Here is a 16,401-nt window from a genome sequence, read left to right on the forward strand (position 1 = left end):
GTCCCTTTGCGTGCCCTGCCTCCGGTCACCCTGGCGTGCGCCAGCGGGTGCGGCGTCCCGGAGGCTCAGGCTTTTTTTGGGGCGGCCTGCGAAGGCGTCTGCGACGGAATCAGCGGCCGCAGCGGCTTCACGCGTTCGATGCCGACGGGCTCGGGCGGCATGGCGCCCCAGTCCTGTTCGCCGGCGCTGCCGTTGCCTGTCGCTTGGTGGTTCGGTGCGTTGCCGGTGGCTTGCGAAGAAGGCGCTGGTGCCGGCGCGACAGCAGCGTGCGTACCGGCCGCTTCGGGCTTGCGACGATGCAGCAACACCGCCTCGGCCACGCGCTGCACGTGGTCGGTCGTGATGGCTGTTGTGCCGTCCCATGCGGCCAGCGCACGGGCCGAACGCAGCATCACGAGGTCGGCACGCAATCCATCCACGCCCGCTTCGATGCACAGCGCGCCGACCGCCTCGTGCACCGCATCGCCATAAGGCAAGGCTGATGCATCGGCCACGACGGCGCGCGCACGGACCAGCGCAGCCGCAAGCTCGGCTTCGGCCGACGCATGCGTCGCGCGAAAGCCCTGCGGGTCAACGTCGAACGCAAGCCGCGCGCGCACGATGGCCTGCCGCTCGGCCGCATTCTCGATATTGCGCAGATGCACGCACAGCCCGAAGCGGTCCAGCAGTTGCGGGCGCAAGGTGCCCTCTTCCGGGTTCATGGTGCCGACCAGCACGAAGCGCGCGGCATGCCGGTGCGAGATGCCGTCGCGCTCGACCACGTTGACGCCGCTCGCCGCCGCATCGAGCAGCGAGTCGATCAGCGCATCGGGCAGCAGGTTGATTTCGTCCACATAGAGCACGCCGCCATGCGCGCGCGCCAGCAGGCCGGGCGCGAACTTCAGTTCATGGCCTGCCAGTGCGTGGCCGAGGTCGAGCGTGCCCACGAGGCTTTCGAGGCTGGCGCCCAGCGGCAGCGTGACGAAGGGCGCGCCGGGCAGCAGCTCGGCCAATGCACGCGCTGCAGTGGTCTTGGCCGTGCCGCGCGGACCTTCGATCAGCACGCCGCCAAGACCGGGATCGACCGCCGCCAGCAGCAGCGCCTGACGCAACTGCGGCTGGCCGGCAATCGCGGCGAAGGGAAAAGGCACCGGCATGGGCGCGGCAGTGGTCATCGGGTCGATCCTTCCATCTGCTGCTCGTGATCGAGCAGCAGGTTTTCAAGCTGTTCTTTGTACGCGCCGGGCGACTGCCACAGGCCGCGCTGCATGGCTTCGAGCAGGCGGCTGAGCATGTCGTGCAGCGCGCGCGGATTGTGCGCGTTCACGAAGTCGCGGGTGCCGGCATCGAGCACGTAGGCGTCGGCCACCATCGCGTATTGGTGGTCGCCAACCACGCGCGCGGTGGCGTCGAAGCCGAAGAGGTAATCGACAGTCGCCGCCATCTCGAAGGCGCCCTTGTAGCCGTGGCGCTTGACGCCATCGATCCACTTCGGATTGACCACCCGCGAGCGGATCACGCGGCTGATTTCTTCCTTCAGCGTGCGCACGCGCGGTGCCTGCGGGTTGCCGTGGTCGCCGTGGTACATGGCCGGCTGCTGGCCGCTCAGGTGGCGCACGGCAGCGGCCATGCCGCCCTGGAACTGGTAGTAGTCGTTGGAGTCGAGCAGGTCGTGCTCGCGGCTGTCCTGGTTCTGCATGACGACGTTCATGGTGCGCAGGCGGCGCACCAGCGCATCGGCGGCTGGAACGCCGTCGCTGCCCTGCCCGTAGGCATGGGCGCTGCCGCCGACGTAGGCCTTGGAGAGGTCGTCGTCAGTCTGCCAGTCGCCGTGGTCGAACAGCGGCTGCAGGCCCGAGCCGTAGCTGCCCGGTGCCGAGCCGAACACGCGCCAGCCGGCCTGCAGGCGCGCGGCCTCGGGCGTCTGGCCTTGCGCTTCGAGCGCGGCGGCTTCGCGCAGGATGCGGGCGCGGATCGGGTTGCGCTCGGCGTCTTCGTCTTCCTGCGATGCGACGGCCTGTACGGCCGCGTCGAACATCTGCACCGCATTGGGAAAGGCATCGCGAAAGAAGCCCGAGATGCGCAGCGTGACGTCGATGCGCGGACGCCCGAGCCCGACGGTCGGCAGCACCTCGAAATCGACCACGCGCTGGCTGCCCGGCGCCCACTTGGGCCGCACACCGATCAACGCGAAGGCCTGCGCCAGATCGTCGCCGCCGGTGCGCATGGTGGCCGTGCCCCAGACCGACAGGCCCATCGCCACCGGGTAGTCGCCATGCTCCTGCATGTGGCGTTCGACCAGTTGCGCGGCGGACTTGAGGCCGAGCATCCAGGCCGTGGGCGTGGGGATGGCGCGGGTATCGACCGCGTAGAAGTTGCGGCCGGTCGGCAGCACGTCGGGGCGGCCGCGCGAGGGCGATCCGCTCGGGCCGGATGGCACGAAGCGGCCTTGCAGGGCACGGGAGAGTTGCAGCAGTTCTTGCGCGCCGCAGGCATCGAGCGCTGGTGCGAGGGTCTGTTCGATGCGCGCCATGACTGCAGCGGTCTGCGGCATGCCGGCGGGAATGCCTTCTTCGAGCAGACGTTGCGCCAGCAGCTCCAACCGCTCGCGCGTGTCGCCCTGATGCCGCCACGGATCGCTGCTGACCGATTGCAGCAGCGCGGGGCGCGCGCCCTGCCACGGCTTGGCGGCGTCGATGTCGAGCGGGTCGAAGCTGTCACCCGGCAGCAGGTCACGCGCCAGCGCGCCCAGCAACCCGGCATTCGCACCCGCGCCATCCGCCGCCGGATAGCGCGCGAGCGCCAGCAGCGTGTCGCGCCGCAAGCGCTCTTGCGGCGAGGCGCCGAACACATGCAAGCCGTCGCGGATCTGCGTTTCCTTCAGCTCGCACAGGTAGGCATCGACACGCGCCAGCACGGCATCGTCTTCGGCGCCGGGCATGTCCAATTCATCGACCAGATGCTGTGCCCGCACGGCCGCGAGGATCTGCGCGCGCAGCACCTTGGCGCGCCGCGCGTCGACCAGCAGCGCGTCGTAGTACTCATCGACCTGGCGTTCCAGATCCTGCATCGGGCCATGGTTTTCGGCCCGCGTGAGCGGCGGCATCAGGTGGTCGATGATCACCGCCTGCGTGCGGCGCTTGGCCTGCGCGCCTTCGCCCGGATCGTTGACGATGAAGGGATAAACGTTGGGCAACGGCCCGAGGATCGCATCGGGCCAGCAGGTCTGCGAAAGCGCGATGCTCTTGCCCGGCAGCCATTCGAGGTTGCCGTGCTTGCCCACATGCACCACCGCATCGATGGCGAAGGCATCGCGCAGCCAGAAGTAGAAGGCCAGGTAGCTGTGCGGCGGCACCAGCTCGGCGTCGTGGTAGCTCGCGTAGTCGGCGGCACCGAGCGTGCCCAGTGCGCGCGCCGGCTGGATGCCGACGAACACGCGGCCCAGCCGCAGCCCGGCGATCATGAAGCGGCCCTGCCTGACCATCGGGTCTTGCTCGGGCGCGCCCCAGCGAGCATCGATGGCGGCGGCCATGCCCTCGGGCAAGGCCGCGAGGCGGGTGCGGTAGTCGGCCAGCGCGTAGCTTTGCCACGCAGGGCGTGCGGCCCACTGCGCCGGATCGTTGGCGATGCCCTCCTGCAGCCTCTGCATCAACGCATCGCCATCGGCCGGCAATGCATCGGGCTCGCCGAGCGCATAGCCTTCGTCCTGCATGGCCTGCAGGATCGCGATGACCGAAGCCGGCGTATCGAGCCCCACGCCGCTGCCGATGCGCCCTTCGCTGCCGGGGTAGTTCGCCAGGATCAGCGCGACGCGCTTGTCGGCCGCAGCAACGCGGCGAAGGCGACACCAACGCCGCGCCAGCTCGGCCACGAAGGCAATGCGATCGGGCTCGGGCTGGTAGTTCACCACTTCGGTCTGCGTGAGTTCGCAGCGATGCGACAGGCCCTTGAAGCTCACGGCGCGCGTGATGATGCGGCCGTCCATCTCGGGCAAGGCGATCTGCATGGCGATGTCGCGCGGGCGCAAACCCTGGCTGTCGGCCAGCCAGTCTTCGCGGTTGCCGCCGCTCACGATCACCTGCAGCACCGGCGCGTCGCCGGCCAGTGCGATGGCCTCGCCTTCGTCGTTCTGCGCGCCCTGCCCCAGCGCGGCGAAGGCGGTGGTGTTGAGCACGAGCTGCACGTCATGCTCGCTGCACAGGCCGCGGAATGCGGACATGCACAGCGGGTCTTTCAGCGAATCGAGCGCGACGGGCAGCGGGTTCAGCCCTTCGGCGCTCAGCGCGGCCGCGAGCGCATCGAAGGCGACGGTGTTGCCCGACAGCAGGTGCGAGCGATAGAACACCAGCGCCACCACCGGCGCGCCCGCATGCCAGTCGGCGCGCAGGTCGTCGATGCCGGCCACCGAATGGGCCGCGTCGATGAGGCCGCGCGGCACATGCAGCGCCACCTGCGGCAGGCTGCGCGGCGGCAATGGCGCTTCGCCGTGCTTGAGGCCATGGAAAGCCACCGCGCGCAAGAACTGCATCGCATTGCCCGCGCCGCCGCTGCGCATGTACTGCCAGAGCTGGCGGCTCACTTCGCGCGGCGCGGTGCCGCGCGCGAGCAGGTCTTCGTCCTCCTGCAGGTCGCCCGAGAACATCGCGAGCTGCTGGCCCTTGCGCTTGGCCAGCTTCTCGAGCTGCTGCAAGCCATAGGCCCATGCCGACTCGGCCCCCAGGTGATCGACCACCACCACGCGCGCATGCTGCAGCACCTCGTCGACATACAGGTCGAGCGAGGCCGGCTGGCGCAGGTGCATGAGGTTGGCCAGCCGCAGCGACGGATAGCCGGGGTCGGTGGACGCCAGCGCCGTGCGCGCGGCGGCGAGCAGCGCGAGCGTGGTGTCGGCTGAGCTGAGCACCACGATGTCGCCCGGCGTCTGGTCGAGCCGGGTGACGACGCTGTCGTCTTCGACGAAGCGTCCGGGCTGGGTGCTCAGCAGGTGCATCGGGTCAGGCCGGAACGGCCGTCACGCCCTCCAGCGCCTGGCGCAGCACTGCCGCATCGAGGTCTTCGCCGATGAACACCAGGCGCGTGCGCTGCGCCTCGTCATCGCGCCAGCGGCGGTCGAAGTGGTGGTCGAAGCGGCGGCCCACGCCCTGCACCAAGAGGCGCATCGGCTTGCCGGGAATCGCGACGAAGCCCTTCACACGGTAGATGGCGTGCTGTTCGACCAGCTTGCCGAGCACGGAGAGAAGACTGTCGCGGTCCACTGCAGGCAGCTCGATCACGAGCGAGTCGAACTCGTCGTGGTCATGGTCTTCCTCGTGGTCGTGGTGGCTTTCGCGCAGATGGATGGTGGCTTCGGCCGCACGGCCCTGGCCCAGCAGCAGCGCCAGCGGCAGCTTGCCTTCGGTCGCTGCGACGATCTTCACTTCGGGCGGCAGCTCTTCGCGCACAAGGGCTTCGACACGGATGCGCGCGGCGTCGTCCATCAGGTCGGTCTTGTTGAGCACCACGAGGTCGGCGGCCGAGAGCTGGTCTTCGAACAGCTCGTGCAGCGGCGATTCATGGTCGAGGGTGGGATCGGCGCGGCGGGCTTCGTCCACCGCTTCGGGGTTCGCTGCGAACTGGCCCGCATCGGCAGCGGGCCCATCGACCACGGTGACCACCGAATCGACGGTGAAGATGTTGGCAATGTCCGGCCACTGGAAGGCCTGCACCAGCGGCTTGGGCAGCGCCAGACCCGAGGTCTCGATGATCACGGCATCGATGTCGCCGCGGCGCTCGGCCAGTTGCAGCATCACGGGCAAAAATTCTTCCTGCACGGTGCAGCAGACGCAGCCGTTGGCCAGCTCGTACAGCGCGCCTTCGCGCTCGTTGCCTTCATCGTCGCAGCCGATGCCGCAGCCACGAAGAATCTCGCCGTCGATGCCGAGTTCGCCGAACTCGTTGACGATCACCGCGATGCGGCGGCCTTCGGCGTTGCCGAGGATGTGGCGCAGCAGCGTGGTCTTGCCGCTGCCGAGGAAGCCCGTGACGATGGTGACGGGGATCTTGGCGTTGCTTGGGGTCATGGAATGGATTCTTTCAGGCGCCGATGGCCAGGAGACGGAAGAGCGGGAACCACGGGCCCGGCGGCCCGCCAGCGATCAGCACGAACGCGATCGCCGCAAGGCGATCGGGGTGCCCGCGAGAAAGTGAAGGTGGGCCCGGATCAGACGCTGCTGTACAAGCGGCGTTCGACAAAAGCCGTGCCCTGCAGGCGACGCCAGGCCTTGGCTGCCGCCAGCACACCCAGGTCGACCAGCGGCTCGACCAGCACGATGGTCATGTAGGCAGCGCCGAAGCTGGCGATCTGGCCGATGTTCTCAAGGCCGGTGCCGCGACCGTAGAGCGCCCAGAAGCCGACCCAGACCACGATGCCGCCCTGGTAGGCCACCGACAGCTTGAAAGCCTGCTGGTAGCTCAGGTCCACATAGGCCACGTCCCTGGGAATGATCCGCTGCGCCAGCGCGGCCGTCGCGAACAGGGGCACCAGCAAGGTGGTGACGTTCATGCCGTACTGCGGCAAGTCTTGCGGCTCGAAGAACAGGCTCTGGATCAGCAAGCCGCCCGCCAGGCCGATGGACGCGGGCGCCAGCCCGAACACCAGCAGCAGCGTCGTGCCAAGGATCAGGTGCACCTCTGACACACCCACGGGGTGATGCGGCAGCACTTCGAAGAAGCAGAACACCAGCGCCACGGCAATGGCCGAGCGCAACACCAGGGCGGCCGGGCCGTCTTTCATCAAGGTGTCGAAGGCCACCTTGCCCGTGTAGGCGAGCGCAGCCGCCGCGGTCGCGTAGCTGAGGAATATCTTGGATCCGTCGACGAGACCTGGTTCGATGTGCATCTGGCACCTCCTGAATTGCACCGCAGTGCGAAAGTTGATTGTTAGTTGATGGGCTTGCTCGCGCAAGCCCCGTCGGGAACGCCAGGGCGCGCGCCGCGCTCCCGCAACGAGGGTTTGCGCCGCAACCGGCGCCAGCCGATCACCACGCCGCTGGCCGAGGCCACGGCGCCGATGATCGACAGCAGCCACACCACGATGTCCCAGGCCGGCCGGTACTGGATGAGCCAGGGAAAGTCGAGGCTGTGCGCCGCATTGAAGAGCCAGCGGCGCAAGCGCGAATTGCTGTCGTTGCTGCCGGCCACCTGCCCGCTGGAAGGGTCGATGTAGATCCAGCTGCGCGCGGCGTCGTCGAATTCGAGGCGCCACACCGGCAGCACGCGCTCACGGTGGTGGCCGTACCAGTGGAAGTCTTCGCGCGTCTGCAGCGTCGCCTGCGTCACGGAGGCACCGGGGCGCAGGCGGGCGGCGGCGCGCACGATGTCGTCGCGGCCGATGGTGGCCGGGGCACCCGTTGCGGCGTCGACCACGCGCACACGTGCCTGCGCATCACGCAGTTGCAGCAACGGCCGGCCGTCGAACCACATGAGCAATGCCTCGCGCGGAGCAGCGGCGCCCTCGCCTGCCGGCAGCGACGCCGGCGGCCAGGGGAACGGTGACGACCCCGCGCCGGTGTAGCGCGCCATCGCCGCCGCATCGCCCGGACCGCGCTGGAACCAGCCGTTCGGGTTCATCGACAGCCAGCCGCTGATGATCCAGGTGAGCACGAAGAAACCGCCGATCAGCCCGGCGATGTGGTGCCAGGCCATCCACCCCTTGTAGGGCGTGACGGCGCCATTGCGAAAACGCCGTCGCAGGCGAACCCGCAGGATGCCGATGACGATGCCCGTCACCGCCGAGACGATGCAGGCCGCCGACAGCCACACGACCACCTCGTGCCACAGCGGCGGGTCGGCGCGCAGCGGCGTGAAGTAGATCCAGTGCGGCACCGAGCCCAGCCAGTTCCAGAAGCGCTCCGAACGCGTGGTGTCGCGCACCACTTCGCCGTTGCGCGAGGACACGTACAGCTCGGTGCCGGCCGCGTCGCCGACTTCGATGCGATGCAGCGGACGCAGCGGGTTCAGCCCTTGCGGCACGGTCCACTGGTCGCGCTCCAGCGTCTCGGCCCAATGCGCGCCGGGTTGGCCCGAGAAGCCACGGGCGATGACCTCGGCCTGCGCCGCATCGACCGCGCCGAGCGCATGGCCATTGCGCGCCGAGATGGTGTGCCTCCCACCGCGTGCATCGGTGATGCGCCAGACGAGTTCAGGCGCACTGCCGCCCTGCACTTCCAGCACCATGCGGCGCGGCGGTTGCACACGCGCGGCCGGGGGCAGCACTTCCAGCGCGGCGGATGGCGACACCACCGCCTGCTCGAAGCGCAAGGGCCCGAGGCCTGCCAGCCGTTCTTCGTCGGTGAGCGTGGGGTAGCCCACGTACATCATCACCACGCCCGAGACGAACCACATGACGAACAGCAGGCAGCCGCCGATGCCCAGCCACCGGTGCGTCCAGTAGAGGCAGTGGCGAAGCCGGGGCCAGGCGCGGCGCCATGCGGAGGTCATGCTCTTGCTCAGAAGTTGACCAGCGCCGACAGCTCGAACGAACGCGGCCGGCCCAGCAGCCACTGGTTGCCGCCGTTCGAGAACGACAACGGGTACTTGCGATTGCTCAGGTTGTAGGCGCGCAGCGCGAGCTTCGTCGACGGGTTCACCTGCCAGCTCACGCCGCCGTCGGCCACGGTGTAGGCGCCGATCTTGCGCGAGTTGGCCGTGTCGACCTGCCGCGAGCCCACGTAGCGCACGCCGAAGTCGGCTTCCCATTGCGGCAGGAAGCGCCAGTTCAGCCAGAGGTTTGCCGCCGATTCCGGTACGCCGGACGGCGTGTTGCCCGCGCGCGAGACCAGCGACTTGCCGACCACTTCGTTGAAGTCGTCATAACGCGCGCGCAGCCGGGCCACGTTGGCTTCGAGCCGCAGCGTCGAGGTCAGCGCCAGGTCGAGCGTGGCCTCGATGCCTTCGGACGACTGCTTGCCGATCTGCTGGGTCTTGCTCGGGTCGCTGGCGTCACGCGACAGCAGCTTGGTCTTTTCGATGCGGTAGGCGGCCACGGTCCAGGCGCCACGGCCCTCGGCCAGTTGGCGCTTGTAGCCCACCTCGACCTGCCGGCCGGTGCTCAGGTCGAACGGCACCTGCGTGGCCGAGGTGCTGATCAGCGAAGTCAGCGGATCGGCCGCGCGCGCCACCTGGGCATAGAACGACTGCGAGGCGTCGGGCGTGTACACCACGCCGAGGCGGCCGGTGGCGTACTCGAAGGTCTTGTCCAGCCGGCTCGACGGGTTCTGCTGGTCGACGCGCGACACCTTCGCGTGGTCCCAGCGCAGGCTGCCCACCACCGACCACTGTTCGTTGAAGGCCAGCTTGTCTTCGGTGAAGAAGGCGTAGGTGCTGGTCTTGGTCTTGTAGCGCGGCAGGTAGGCCACGGGCGACGCGTAGTAGCCGGGCTGGAACACGAAGGGGTTGACCACCGAGCGGCCGCCATAGGGCGTGTCGCTCGAACCCAGGAAGTCGATGCGGTTCATGTCGAAGCCCACCAGCACCTGGTTGGCCATGCCGAACAGCGAGTGCCGGAAGGTGGCGTCGGTGCGGTTGCCGATCTGCTCCTGGTCGTGGCCGATCTCCAGGTAGTCGCCACGCAAGACCTGGCGGGTGGTGGCGTTGAAGGTGTAGGTCTCGCTGTTGCGCCAGTGGCGCTTGCTCTCCAACCGGTAGAGCTGGTTGCGCACGGTGACCGCATCGTTCGGCGTCCACTGGGCGTCGAGCCGGGTCCACTTGTCGCGGTACTTCAGCTCCGCGTCGTCCGGGTTGTAGTTCTGGCGCAGCGTCTGGTCGTTCAGGCGCCCGTCGATCAGTGGCACGCCGTAGTAGCGCTGCGGCGACTGGCGACCCTCGTCGTGCGACAGCGTGAACTGCAGTTGCGGCGACACGTCCAGCCGCACGGCCGCGCCCACGGCCAGGCTCTCGGCCTCGCCGCGCGCCATGAAGCCGTTGGTCTTGCGATGGCTGATGTCGAAGCGGTACGAGAGCTTGTCGTTGATCGCACCGCCGCTGCCGAAGGCGACCTGTCGCGTGGCGTCGGAGCCGTACGCCACGAGCGCTTCGTTCTGGATCGGGCCGCGCGTGGGCTTCTTGGGCACGACGTTGATCGCGCCGCCGATGGCGCCTTCGCCGAACATCACCGAGGCCGCGCCGCGCAGCACCTCGATGCGGTCGACCGACCAGGTGTCGAACGGAAAGGTGACGGTGCCCGCGCCCGCGTACAGGCGCGTGCCGTCGAACAGTTGCATCACCGAACCGTGGCCCGAAAAGCCGCGCGCCGCCATCGACGTGCCGCCGTTGCCGGGGGCGGGCGAACCGGTGATGCCGGTGGCGCGGGTGGCCGCGTCGATCACCGAGACATCGCCGCGCGCGCGGATGGTGTCGCCGCTCAGCACTTCGATGCTGGCCGGCGTCTCCAGCGGCGTCAGGCCGAGGCGGCTGCCGGTGTGCGCGGGTTCGTCGATGGCCAGCGGCGTGTGCCGGCTGGCCTCGACCTGCACGGGGGTCAGGCTGTTACCGCCCGTGCCCGCCGTTTCTCCGCCCGTCTGCGCAAAGGCAGCAACCGGCCCGAAAGCCAGGCCCAGCCCCAGTGAAAGACCCGAAAGACGCGCCCATGGCAGTGGCGCGCCCGTGCGATCGCGCGCTGGCGATGCTTGACCCATTTGAATTCCCCTCCGACCTGCGTCCCCGCAGGCTCCTGACCGATCGAGGACGCGGGAAGAGCTGAGAACGGGCGGTGCCGGTGCACGCGAAGGCGGCGCAAACGGCAGGCCCGGACACGCACTCCCGCAGCGTCCGAAGGCGGTTGCGAAGGCCGGTATCCGGGCTCGCGGAGTGCTTCGATGCGCAAGAAAAAATGCGCACCGGAGCCGAAACCCTCGCCTTCCCACGCCGAAGCGCAGTGGCTGCACATGCCGAAAAAGAGGCACATGCGTGAGGGTTTCCAGATCCGCTGACCGTTGCGGGGGCAGCGCAGGAATGGCCGTGTCAGTGACGACGCGACGCACCTGCTTCCCGTTTAACCCCGAGACCCATGAATGGCATGCGGGGCACCTTCGAACCGTGGTGACCGGTGCAGTTAAGAAAAATTAACACACCGGAACCGCGGAATTATAGGTTTCGGACTGTTTCCAAGGTCCGCCGCCGGGGGCTCAGCGCGTTTTGCCGTCCGGCCCGAACAGCCGCCGCATCACCGCCACGCCCGCCACCAGCGCGTTCGAATAGGTGGCATAGGGCTCGAGAGCGGCTTCCAGCGGCATGTAGACGTGGGTGGTTTCGCCGGGCGTGTCGTCCACCGCTTCCATCAGGACCCAATAGAACTCGCCCTCCTCCAGTTCGTGGACGGTGAGTGCGATGTTTCTGGCGGAGGGCATGGCAAATGCAGGTGGAATCTCACTGTTGAATGAGCGAGCAACACACGCGGTTGACAGTTGCCGGACTTCTCCTACAGCGCTTGTGTGCAACGCGACCTAATGTTGTAGCCAGGGTCCTCATGGAAACCAGGAGGCAGCATGAAGCAGTTCATTCTTGAAACCCGCATGCGATCGAGCGTCGGCGGCGCTTTCTATCCGACCGGCTACTCGATGGTGATGTTCCCCAGCGCGGAAGACGCTGACCGCATCGGCCACCGCCTGATCGAAAAAGGCATGAGCGGCGACGAGGTCTATCTGCTTCCCGCGGAGACGGTGCTGGCCGAGATCACGCCGACCGTGAAGACCCACAGCGATCCCCTGCCCTCGCCCGGCACCGACGCGGCCACGGTACGCGAGTTCACCAAGCTGGCGCGCGACGGCCACACGGGCCTGCTGGTCAAGACCAAGGACGGCGCCACGGCCGAGCGGCTGATGGAACTGGTGCGAACCGTGCCCTATTCCATCGCCCAGCGTTATCGGCTGCTGGTCATCGAAGACCTCTGACTCTGAATCCGGGCCTCTGGGCCGGCGTGGGTCGTCAAGCCGCGTGGGCCGGCATGGCCATCGACACGGCCCGCTGCACCACGTCACGGGCCATCGCCTGGGCCAGTTCATGCTCGCCGAGGAAGACGGTGACGGAAGTGTCCTGCGTCAGCAACTGGGCTTCCTGCTCGTTGTGACTGCGGATCACGGTCTGGATCGTCGGGTTGAGCGTGCGCGCGGTCTCGATCATCTGGCGCACGTTCAGCGTGTCGGGCGTGGCGACCACGAGCACGCGGGCCCGCGCAACATGCGCCTGGATCAGCACCGCCGGATCGGCCGCGTCGCCCCACACCGCCGCAATGCCGCCTTCGCGCAGCTTTTCGACCAGCTCACGGTTCTGTTCGGCCACCACATAGGGAATGTCGTGCGCCTCGAGTTCGGCCGCGATGCGGCGCCCGACGCGGCCATAGCCGACCAGCACCACCTGCCGCGACAGGTACTTGGCCTCGGTGGTCATGGGCAGCTCGGCCAGCGGATCGTCGCGCGATTCAAGTCCACGCGCGAATGACGAATGCGCGTGCAGCCATTTCTGCATGGGCGCGATCAGGCTGAACCACAGCGGGTTGGTCGCGATGGAAATGAGTGCGCCCGCCAGCACCAGGCTTTGCCCCTCCACCGGCAACACGCCGAGCGACACGCCCAGGCCGGCCAGGATGAACGAGAACTCGCCGATCTGCGCCAGGCTCGCGCTCACCGTGAGCGCGGTGCCCAGCGGGTAGCGAAACACCAGCACCAGCGCGCAGGCCGCGATCGACTTGCCCAGCACGATCACCAGCACCACCGCCAGCACCTGCAGCGGCCGCTCGATCAGCACCGAGGGGTCGAACAGCATGCCGACCGACACGAAGAACAGCACGGCAAAAGCGTCGCGCAGCGGCAGCGACTCTTGCGCGGCGCGGTGGCTGAACTCCGACTCGCGCATCACCATGCCGGCGAAGAAGGCACCGAGCGCGAACGACACGCCGAACAGCGCCGCCGAGGCAAAGGCGATGCTCACTGCCGCAGCCACCACGCACAGCGTGAACAGCTCGCGCGAGCCGGTGCGCGTGACCTGCCAGAGGATCCAGGGGAAAACCCGCCGCCCGACCACCAGCATCAGCGCGACGAAGCCGCCGACCTGCAGCAGCGTGAGCCCGAGCGTCTGCCACAGCGGGGCCACCGCTTCGCCCGGCGCCGCGCCGTGGCCGCCCAGCGTGCTGGCCAGCGGCGGCATCAGCACGAGCACCAGCACCATCGCCAGGTCTTCGACCACGAGCCAGCCGACGGCGATGCGGCCGGTGAATGAATCCAGGATGCCCAGGCTTTCGAGCGCGCGCAGCAGCACGACGGTGCTTGCCACCGAGAGCGCGAGGCCGAACACCAGTGCCTCGCCCCAGGTCCAGCCCCACCACAGGGCGAGCGCTCCGCCGAGCAGCGTGGCGACCGCGATCTGCGCCAGCGCGCCGGGCAGCGCGATCTTGCGCACCGCCAGCAGGTCGTCGAGAGAAAAATGAAGGCCGACGCCGAACATGAGCAGCATCACGCCGATTTCGGCAAGCTGTGCGGCGATCTCGGCATCGGCCACGAAGCCCGGTGTGAAGGGGCCGATGATCACGCCCGCCAACAGGTAGCCCACCAGCGCCGGCAACCGCAACTTGGCTGCGAAGAAGCCGAACACGAGCGCCAGCCCGAGGCCAGCGGCGATCGTGTTGATGAGGGAAACGCTGTGGGGCATCGCCGCATTTTGCAGGAACGATGCCTACCCCTTCGTGTCAGCCGGCCATCCTTGTGATGTCGCCTTGTGCTGTGTTACTGGGCGCTTGGGGTCGGGGTCATTCGGGTTCATTCGGGGCGCGTGCGAATGACACCAGGAGCTCCCCTCCGCGAATGTCCCCCGCTTCGCTCCTCCTTTATTTCGCTGCGGGGAGCACCTGGTGTCATTCGCACAGGACGCGCTGCTGGTTTGCACCGATCAACCAGTGCTCTGAGCGCTCACGTCGATACGGGGCTCTTTTTCGCGAAATAAAGGAGGAGCGAAGCGGGGGACATTCGCGAAAAAGAGCACCGTGTCGGCGGGAGCGCAGCCCTGAACAGCAGCGCTCCCAAACGAACAGCGGTAGTCCTAACCGGCCATCTTCCCGGCGCGAGCCCCCTCAAGCACCTCAGGCTCCTGCGCCTCAATCCAGGTCTCGTTGTTGAGCCCCGCATGCAGCCGGTTCTCGTCCAGCTCGTTGGTCCACTTGGCGACCACGATGGTGGCCACGCCGTTGCCGATCAGGTTGGTCAACGCGCGCGCCTCCGACATGAAGCGGTCGATACCCAGGATCAGCGCCAGCCCCGCCACCGGCACATGCCCCACCGCAGAGAGCGTGGCCGCCAGCACGATGAAGCCGCTGCCCGTGACACCTGCCGCGCCCTTCGAGGTCAGCAGCAACACCGCCAGCAGCGTGATCTCCTGCACCAGCGTCATCGGCGTGTTGGTGGCCTGCGCGATGAACACCGCCGCCATCGTCAAATAGATCGAAGTGCCGTCGAGGTTGAACGAATAGCCCGTCGGAATCACCAGACCCACGCAGGTCTTGTTCGCGCCCAGGTTCTCCATCTTCTCCATCATGCGCGGCAGCACCGATTCGCTCGACGACGTGCCCAGCACGATCAGCAGCTCTTCCTTGATGTACTTGATGAACTTCCAGATGCTGAAGCCGTGAAAGCGCGCAATGAGCCCCAGCACCACGAAGATGAACAACAGGCAGGTCAGGTAGAACGTGCCCATCAGCTTGCCCAGCGAGAACAGGCTGCCCACGCCGTACTTGCCGATGGTGAAAGCCATCGCGCCGAAGGCACCGATGGGCGCCAGCTTCATGATGTAGTTGACGATGCCGAAGAGCACGTGCGAGCCCTTCTCGATCACGTCGAACACCAGCGTGCCGCGGCCGCCGAACTTGTGCAGCGCAAAGCCGAACAGCACCGCGATCAACAGCACCTGCAGGATCTCGCCCTTGGCGAAGGCATCGACCAGCGTGTTGGGAATGATGTTCAGGATGAAGTCGACCGTGCCCGTCATCTTGCCGGGGCCGGTGTACGAGGCCAGCGCCTTGGTGTCCAGCGTGGCCGGGTCGATGTTCATGCCCGCGCCGGGCTTGAGCACATTGACCAGCACCAGCCCGACCACCAGCGCGATGCTGCTGACGACCTCGAAGTACAGCAGCGCAAGACCGCCGGTCTTGCCCACCTTCTTCATGTCCTCCATGCCCGCGATGCCGACCACGACGGTGCAGAAGATGATCGGCGCAATGATCATCTTGATCAGCTTGATGAAGCCGTCGCCCAGCGGCTTCATGGCCTCCCCGATCGCGGGATAGAAGTGGCCCAGCAGCACGCCGATGATCACCGCGGTGATCACCTGCACGTAGAGGGATCGGTACAGAGGGAGCTTTTTGGCGGATGTACTTGTTGTGTTTTCCATGGTGCCTCCGAAGGGTTCGGAACTTTAGGATGCGACCGGCCGACTTTTCATTGGTAGAAGCCACATCCGCGAACAAAAAAACCCGCCGAGGCGGGTTTTTTAATCAGGTGCAGGTCAGCATGCTCAGTGCATGTGAAGGCCGCCGTTGACCGAGAAGTCGGCCCCCGTCGAGTAGCCGCCTTCGTCGGTCGCCAGCCACGCGATGATCGAAGCAATCTCGCTCGGCTCGCCCAGTCGCTTGACCGGGATGGTGGCCACGATCTTGTCGAGCACTTCCTGGCGGATGGCCTTGACCATGTCGGTGCCGATGTAGCCCGGGCTCACGGTGTTGACCGTCACGCCCTTGGCCGCCAGCTCCTGCGCCAGCGCCATCGTGAAGCCGTGCATGCCGGCCTTGGCCGCCGAGTAGTTGGTCTGGCCCGCCTGGCCCTTGGCGCCGTTGACCGAGCTGATGTTGATGATGCGGCCCCAACCCTTTTCCACCATGTCGCCCACCACCTGCTTGGTGACGTTGAACATGCTGTTGAGGTTGGTCTCGATCACCGCGCTCCAGTCCTCGGGCGTCATCTTGAGGAACATGCGGTCGCGCGTGATGCCGGCGTTGTTGACCAGCACGTCGATCGGGCCATGCGCTGCCTTGGCGGCGGAAAAGGCCTCGACGGTGGATTGCCAGTCGCCGACATTGCCGACGGAGGCGTGGAACTCGAAGCCTTCGGCTTTCTGTTCGGCGAGCCACTTGGCATGGTCGCGTGTAGGACCGCAACCGGCGATCACGGTGAACCCGTCGTTGTGCAGACGTTGGCAGATGGCTGTTCCGATGCCACCCATGCCTCCGGTGACATATGCAACTTTCTTGCTCATGAAATTTCCTTGATGTGTACTTGGCAAAAGCCTGAACGGCCGCCTTCACTCTAGCCATTTTCACGCCATCGAACTCTGAGGAAAACACTGAGCCAAGCTTGCAACCAGCTGTCACGAAGACGTGGCGCGGCGCTCGCCTCTATGCTTTGG

Annotated in this window: 11 protein-coding genes and 1 riboswitch; of the genes, 1 reads left to right on the forward strand and 10 read right to left on the reverse strand. The window is 67.2% G+C overall.

The window, feature by feature from the left end; translation table 11 throughout:
• Positions 1-65: 65 nt before the first annotated feature.
• The 7 genes from ACSFB7_RS03105 to ACSFB7_RS03135 form a co-directional block, all read right to left on the reverse strand.
• Positions 66-1,154 carry a magnesium chelatase ATPase subunit I gene (locus tag ACSFB7_RS03105; RefSeq protein WP_435466945.1) on the reverse strand — a complete coding sequence of 363 codons (1,089 nt, stop codon included), beginning with the start codon at positions 1,152-1,154 and terminating at the stop codon, positions 66-68.
• Positions 1,151-4,969 (reverse strand): cobaltochelatase subunit CobN, encoded by a 3,819-nt coding sequence (gene cobN, locus ACSFB7_RS03110; RefSeq protein WP_435466947.1) that lies wholly within the window; start codon positions 4,967-4,969, stop codon positions 1,151-1,153. The genes ACSFB7_RS03105 and cobN overlap by 4 nt, the downstream gene beginning before the upstream one ends.
• A 4-nt stretch (positions 4,970-4,973) precedes the next feature.
• Positions 4,974-6,038 carry a cobalamin biosynthesis protein CobW gene (cobW, locus tag ACSFB7_RS03115; protein ID WP_435466949.1) on the reverse strand — a complete coding sequence of 355 codons (1,065 nt, stop codon included), beginning with the start codon at positions 6,036-6,038 and terminating at the stop codon, positions 4,974-4,976.
• Positions 6,039-6,178: 140 nt separating this feature from the next.
• Entirely contained in the window at positions 6,179-6,856 is a 678-nt protein-coding gene (locus ACSFB7_RS03120) for an energy-coupling factor ABC transporter permease (RefSeq protein ID WP_435466951.1), read from the reverse strand.
• Between the two features lie 41 nt (positions 6,857-6,897).
• A complete protein-coding gene (locus ACSFB7_RS03125) occupies positions 6,898-8,457 on the reverse strand; it encodes a PepSY domain-containing protein (RefSeq protein WP_435466953.1) in 1,560 nt (519 codons plus the stop codon).
• Positions 8,458-8,465: 8 nt separating this feature from the next.
• The gene (locus ACSFB7_RS03130) at positions 8,466-10,652 is read right to left on the reverse strand and encodes a TonB-dependent receptor (RefSeq protein WP_435466955.1); all 2,187 of its coding nucleotides are present in this window, start codon (positions 10,650-10,652) and stop codon (positions 8,466-8,468) included.
• A 133-nt stretch (positions 10,653-10,785) separates the two neighbouring features.
• Positions 10,786-11,061: riboswitch (cobalamin riboswitch) on the reverse strand.
• An 80-nt stretch (positions 11,062-11,141) separates the two neighbouring features.
• On the reverse strand, positions 11,142-11,363 hold the full coding sequence (locus ACSFB7_RS03135; protein WP_435466957.1) for a hypothetical protein: 222 nt from the start codon (positions 11,361-11,363) through the stop codon (positions 11,142-11,144).
• Positions 11,364-11,501: 138 nt separating this feature from the next.
• Here ACSFB7_RS03135 and ACSFB7_RS03140 point away from each other — a divergent pair, with 138 nt between their 5' ends.
• Positions 11,502-11,906 (forward strand): hypothetical protein, encoded by a 405-nt coding sequence (locus ACSFB7_RS03140; RefSeq protein WP_435466959.1) that lies wholly within the window; start codon positions 11,502-11,504, stop codon positions 11,904-11,906.
• Positions 11,907-11,940: 34 nt separating this feature from the next.
• On the opposite strand, the gene ACSFB7_RS03145 is transcribed toward ACSFB7_RS03140, so the two are convergent.
• From ACSFB7_RS03145 to phbB, 3 genes are all read right to left on the reverse strand, one after another.
• Positions 11,941-13,659 (reverse strand): cation:proton antiporter domain-containing protein, encoded by a 1,719-nt coding sequence (locus ACSFB7_RS03145; protein ID WP_435466961.1) that lies wholly within the window; start codon positions 13,657-13,659, stop codon positions 11,941-11,943.
• Between the two features lie 387 nt (positions 13,660-14,046).
• Positions 14,047-15,390 (reverse strand): dicarboxylate/amino acid:cation symporter, encoded by a 1,344-nt coding sequence (locus ACSFB7_RS03150; protein WP_435466963.1) that lies wholly within the window; start codon positions 15,388-15,390, stop codon positions 14,047-14,049.
• A gap of 123 nt (positions 15,391-15,513) precedes the next feature.
• On the reverse strand, positions 15,514-16,251 hold the full coding sequence (gene phbB, locus ACSFB7_RS03155; protein ID WP_435466965.1) for an acetoacetyl-CoA reductase: 738 nt from the start codon (positions 16,249-16,251) through the stop codon (positions 15,514-15,516).
• Positions 16,252-16,401 lie beyond the last annotated feature (150 nt).

This window comes from Variovorax raffinosi (assembly GCF_051216615.1).
Taxonomy (GTDB): Bacteria; Pseudomonadota; Gammaproteobacteria; order Burkholderiales; family Burkholderiaceae_C; genus Variovorax.

Excerpts from the sequence above, each read along its gene's own strand:
- ACSFB7_RS03105 (WP_435466945.1), bottom strand. The coding sequence starts at position 1,154 with ATGACCACTGCCGCGCCCATGCCGGTGCCTTTTCCCTTCGCCGCGATT.
- cobN (WP_435466947.1), bottom strand. The coding sequence starts at position 4,969 with ATGCACCTGCTGAGCACCCAGCCCGGACGCTTCGTCGAAGACGACAGC.
- cobW (WP_435466949.1), bottom strand. The coding sequence starts at position 6,038 with ATGACCCCAAGCAACGCCAAGATCCCCGTCACCATCGTCACGGGCTTC.
- ACSFB7_RS03120 (WP_435466951.1), bottom strand. The coding sequence starts at position 6,856 with ATGCACATCGAACCAGGTCTCGTCGACGGATCCAAGATATTCCTCAGC.
- ACSFB7_RS03125 (WP_435466953.1), bottom strand. The coding sequence starts at position 8,457 with ATGACCTCCGCATGGCGCCGCGCCTGGCCCCGGCTTCGCCACTGCCTC.
- ACSFB7_RS03130 (WP_435466955.1), bottom strand. The coding sequence starts at position 10,652 with ATGGGTCAAGCATCGCCAGCGCGCGATCGCACGGGCGCGCCACTGCCA.
- ACSFB7_RS03135 (WP_435466957.1), bottom strand. The coding sequence starts at position 11,363 with ATGCCCTCCGCCAGAAACATCGCACTCACCGTCCACGAACTGGAGGAG.
- ACSFB7_RS03140 (WP_435466959.1), top strand. The coding sequence starts at position 11,502 with ATGAAGCAGTTCATTCTTGAAACCCGCATGCGATCGAGCGTCGGCGGC.
- ACSFB7_RS03145 (WP_435466961.1), bottom strand. The coding sequence starts at position 13,659 with ATGCCCCACAGCGTTTCCCTCATCAACACGATCGCCGCTGGCCTCGGG.
- ACSFB7_RS03150 (WP_435466963.1), bottom strand. The coding sequence starts at position 15,390 with ATGGAAAACACAACAAGTACATCCGCCAAAAAGCTCCCTCTGTACCGA.
- phbB (WP_435466965.1), bottom strand. The coding sequence starts at position 16,251 with ATGAGCAAGAAAGTTGCATATGTCACCGGAGGCATGGGTGGCATCGGA.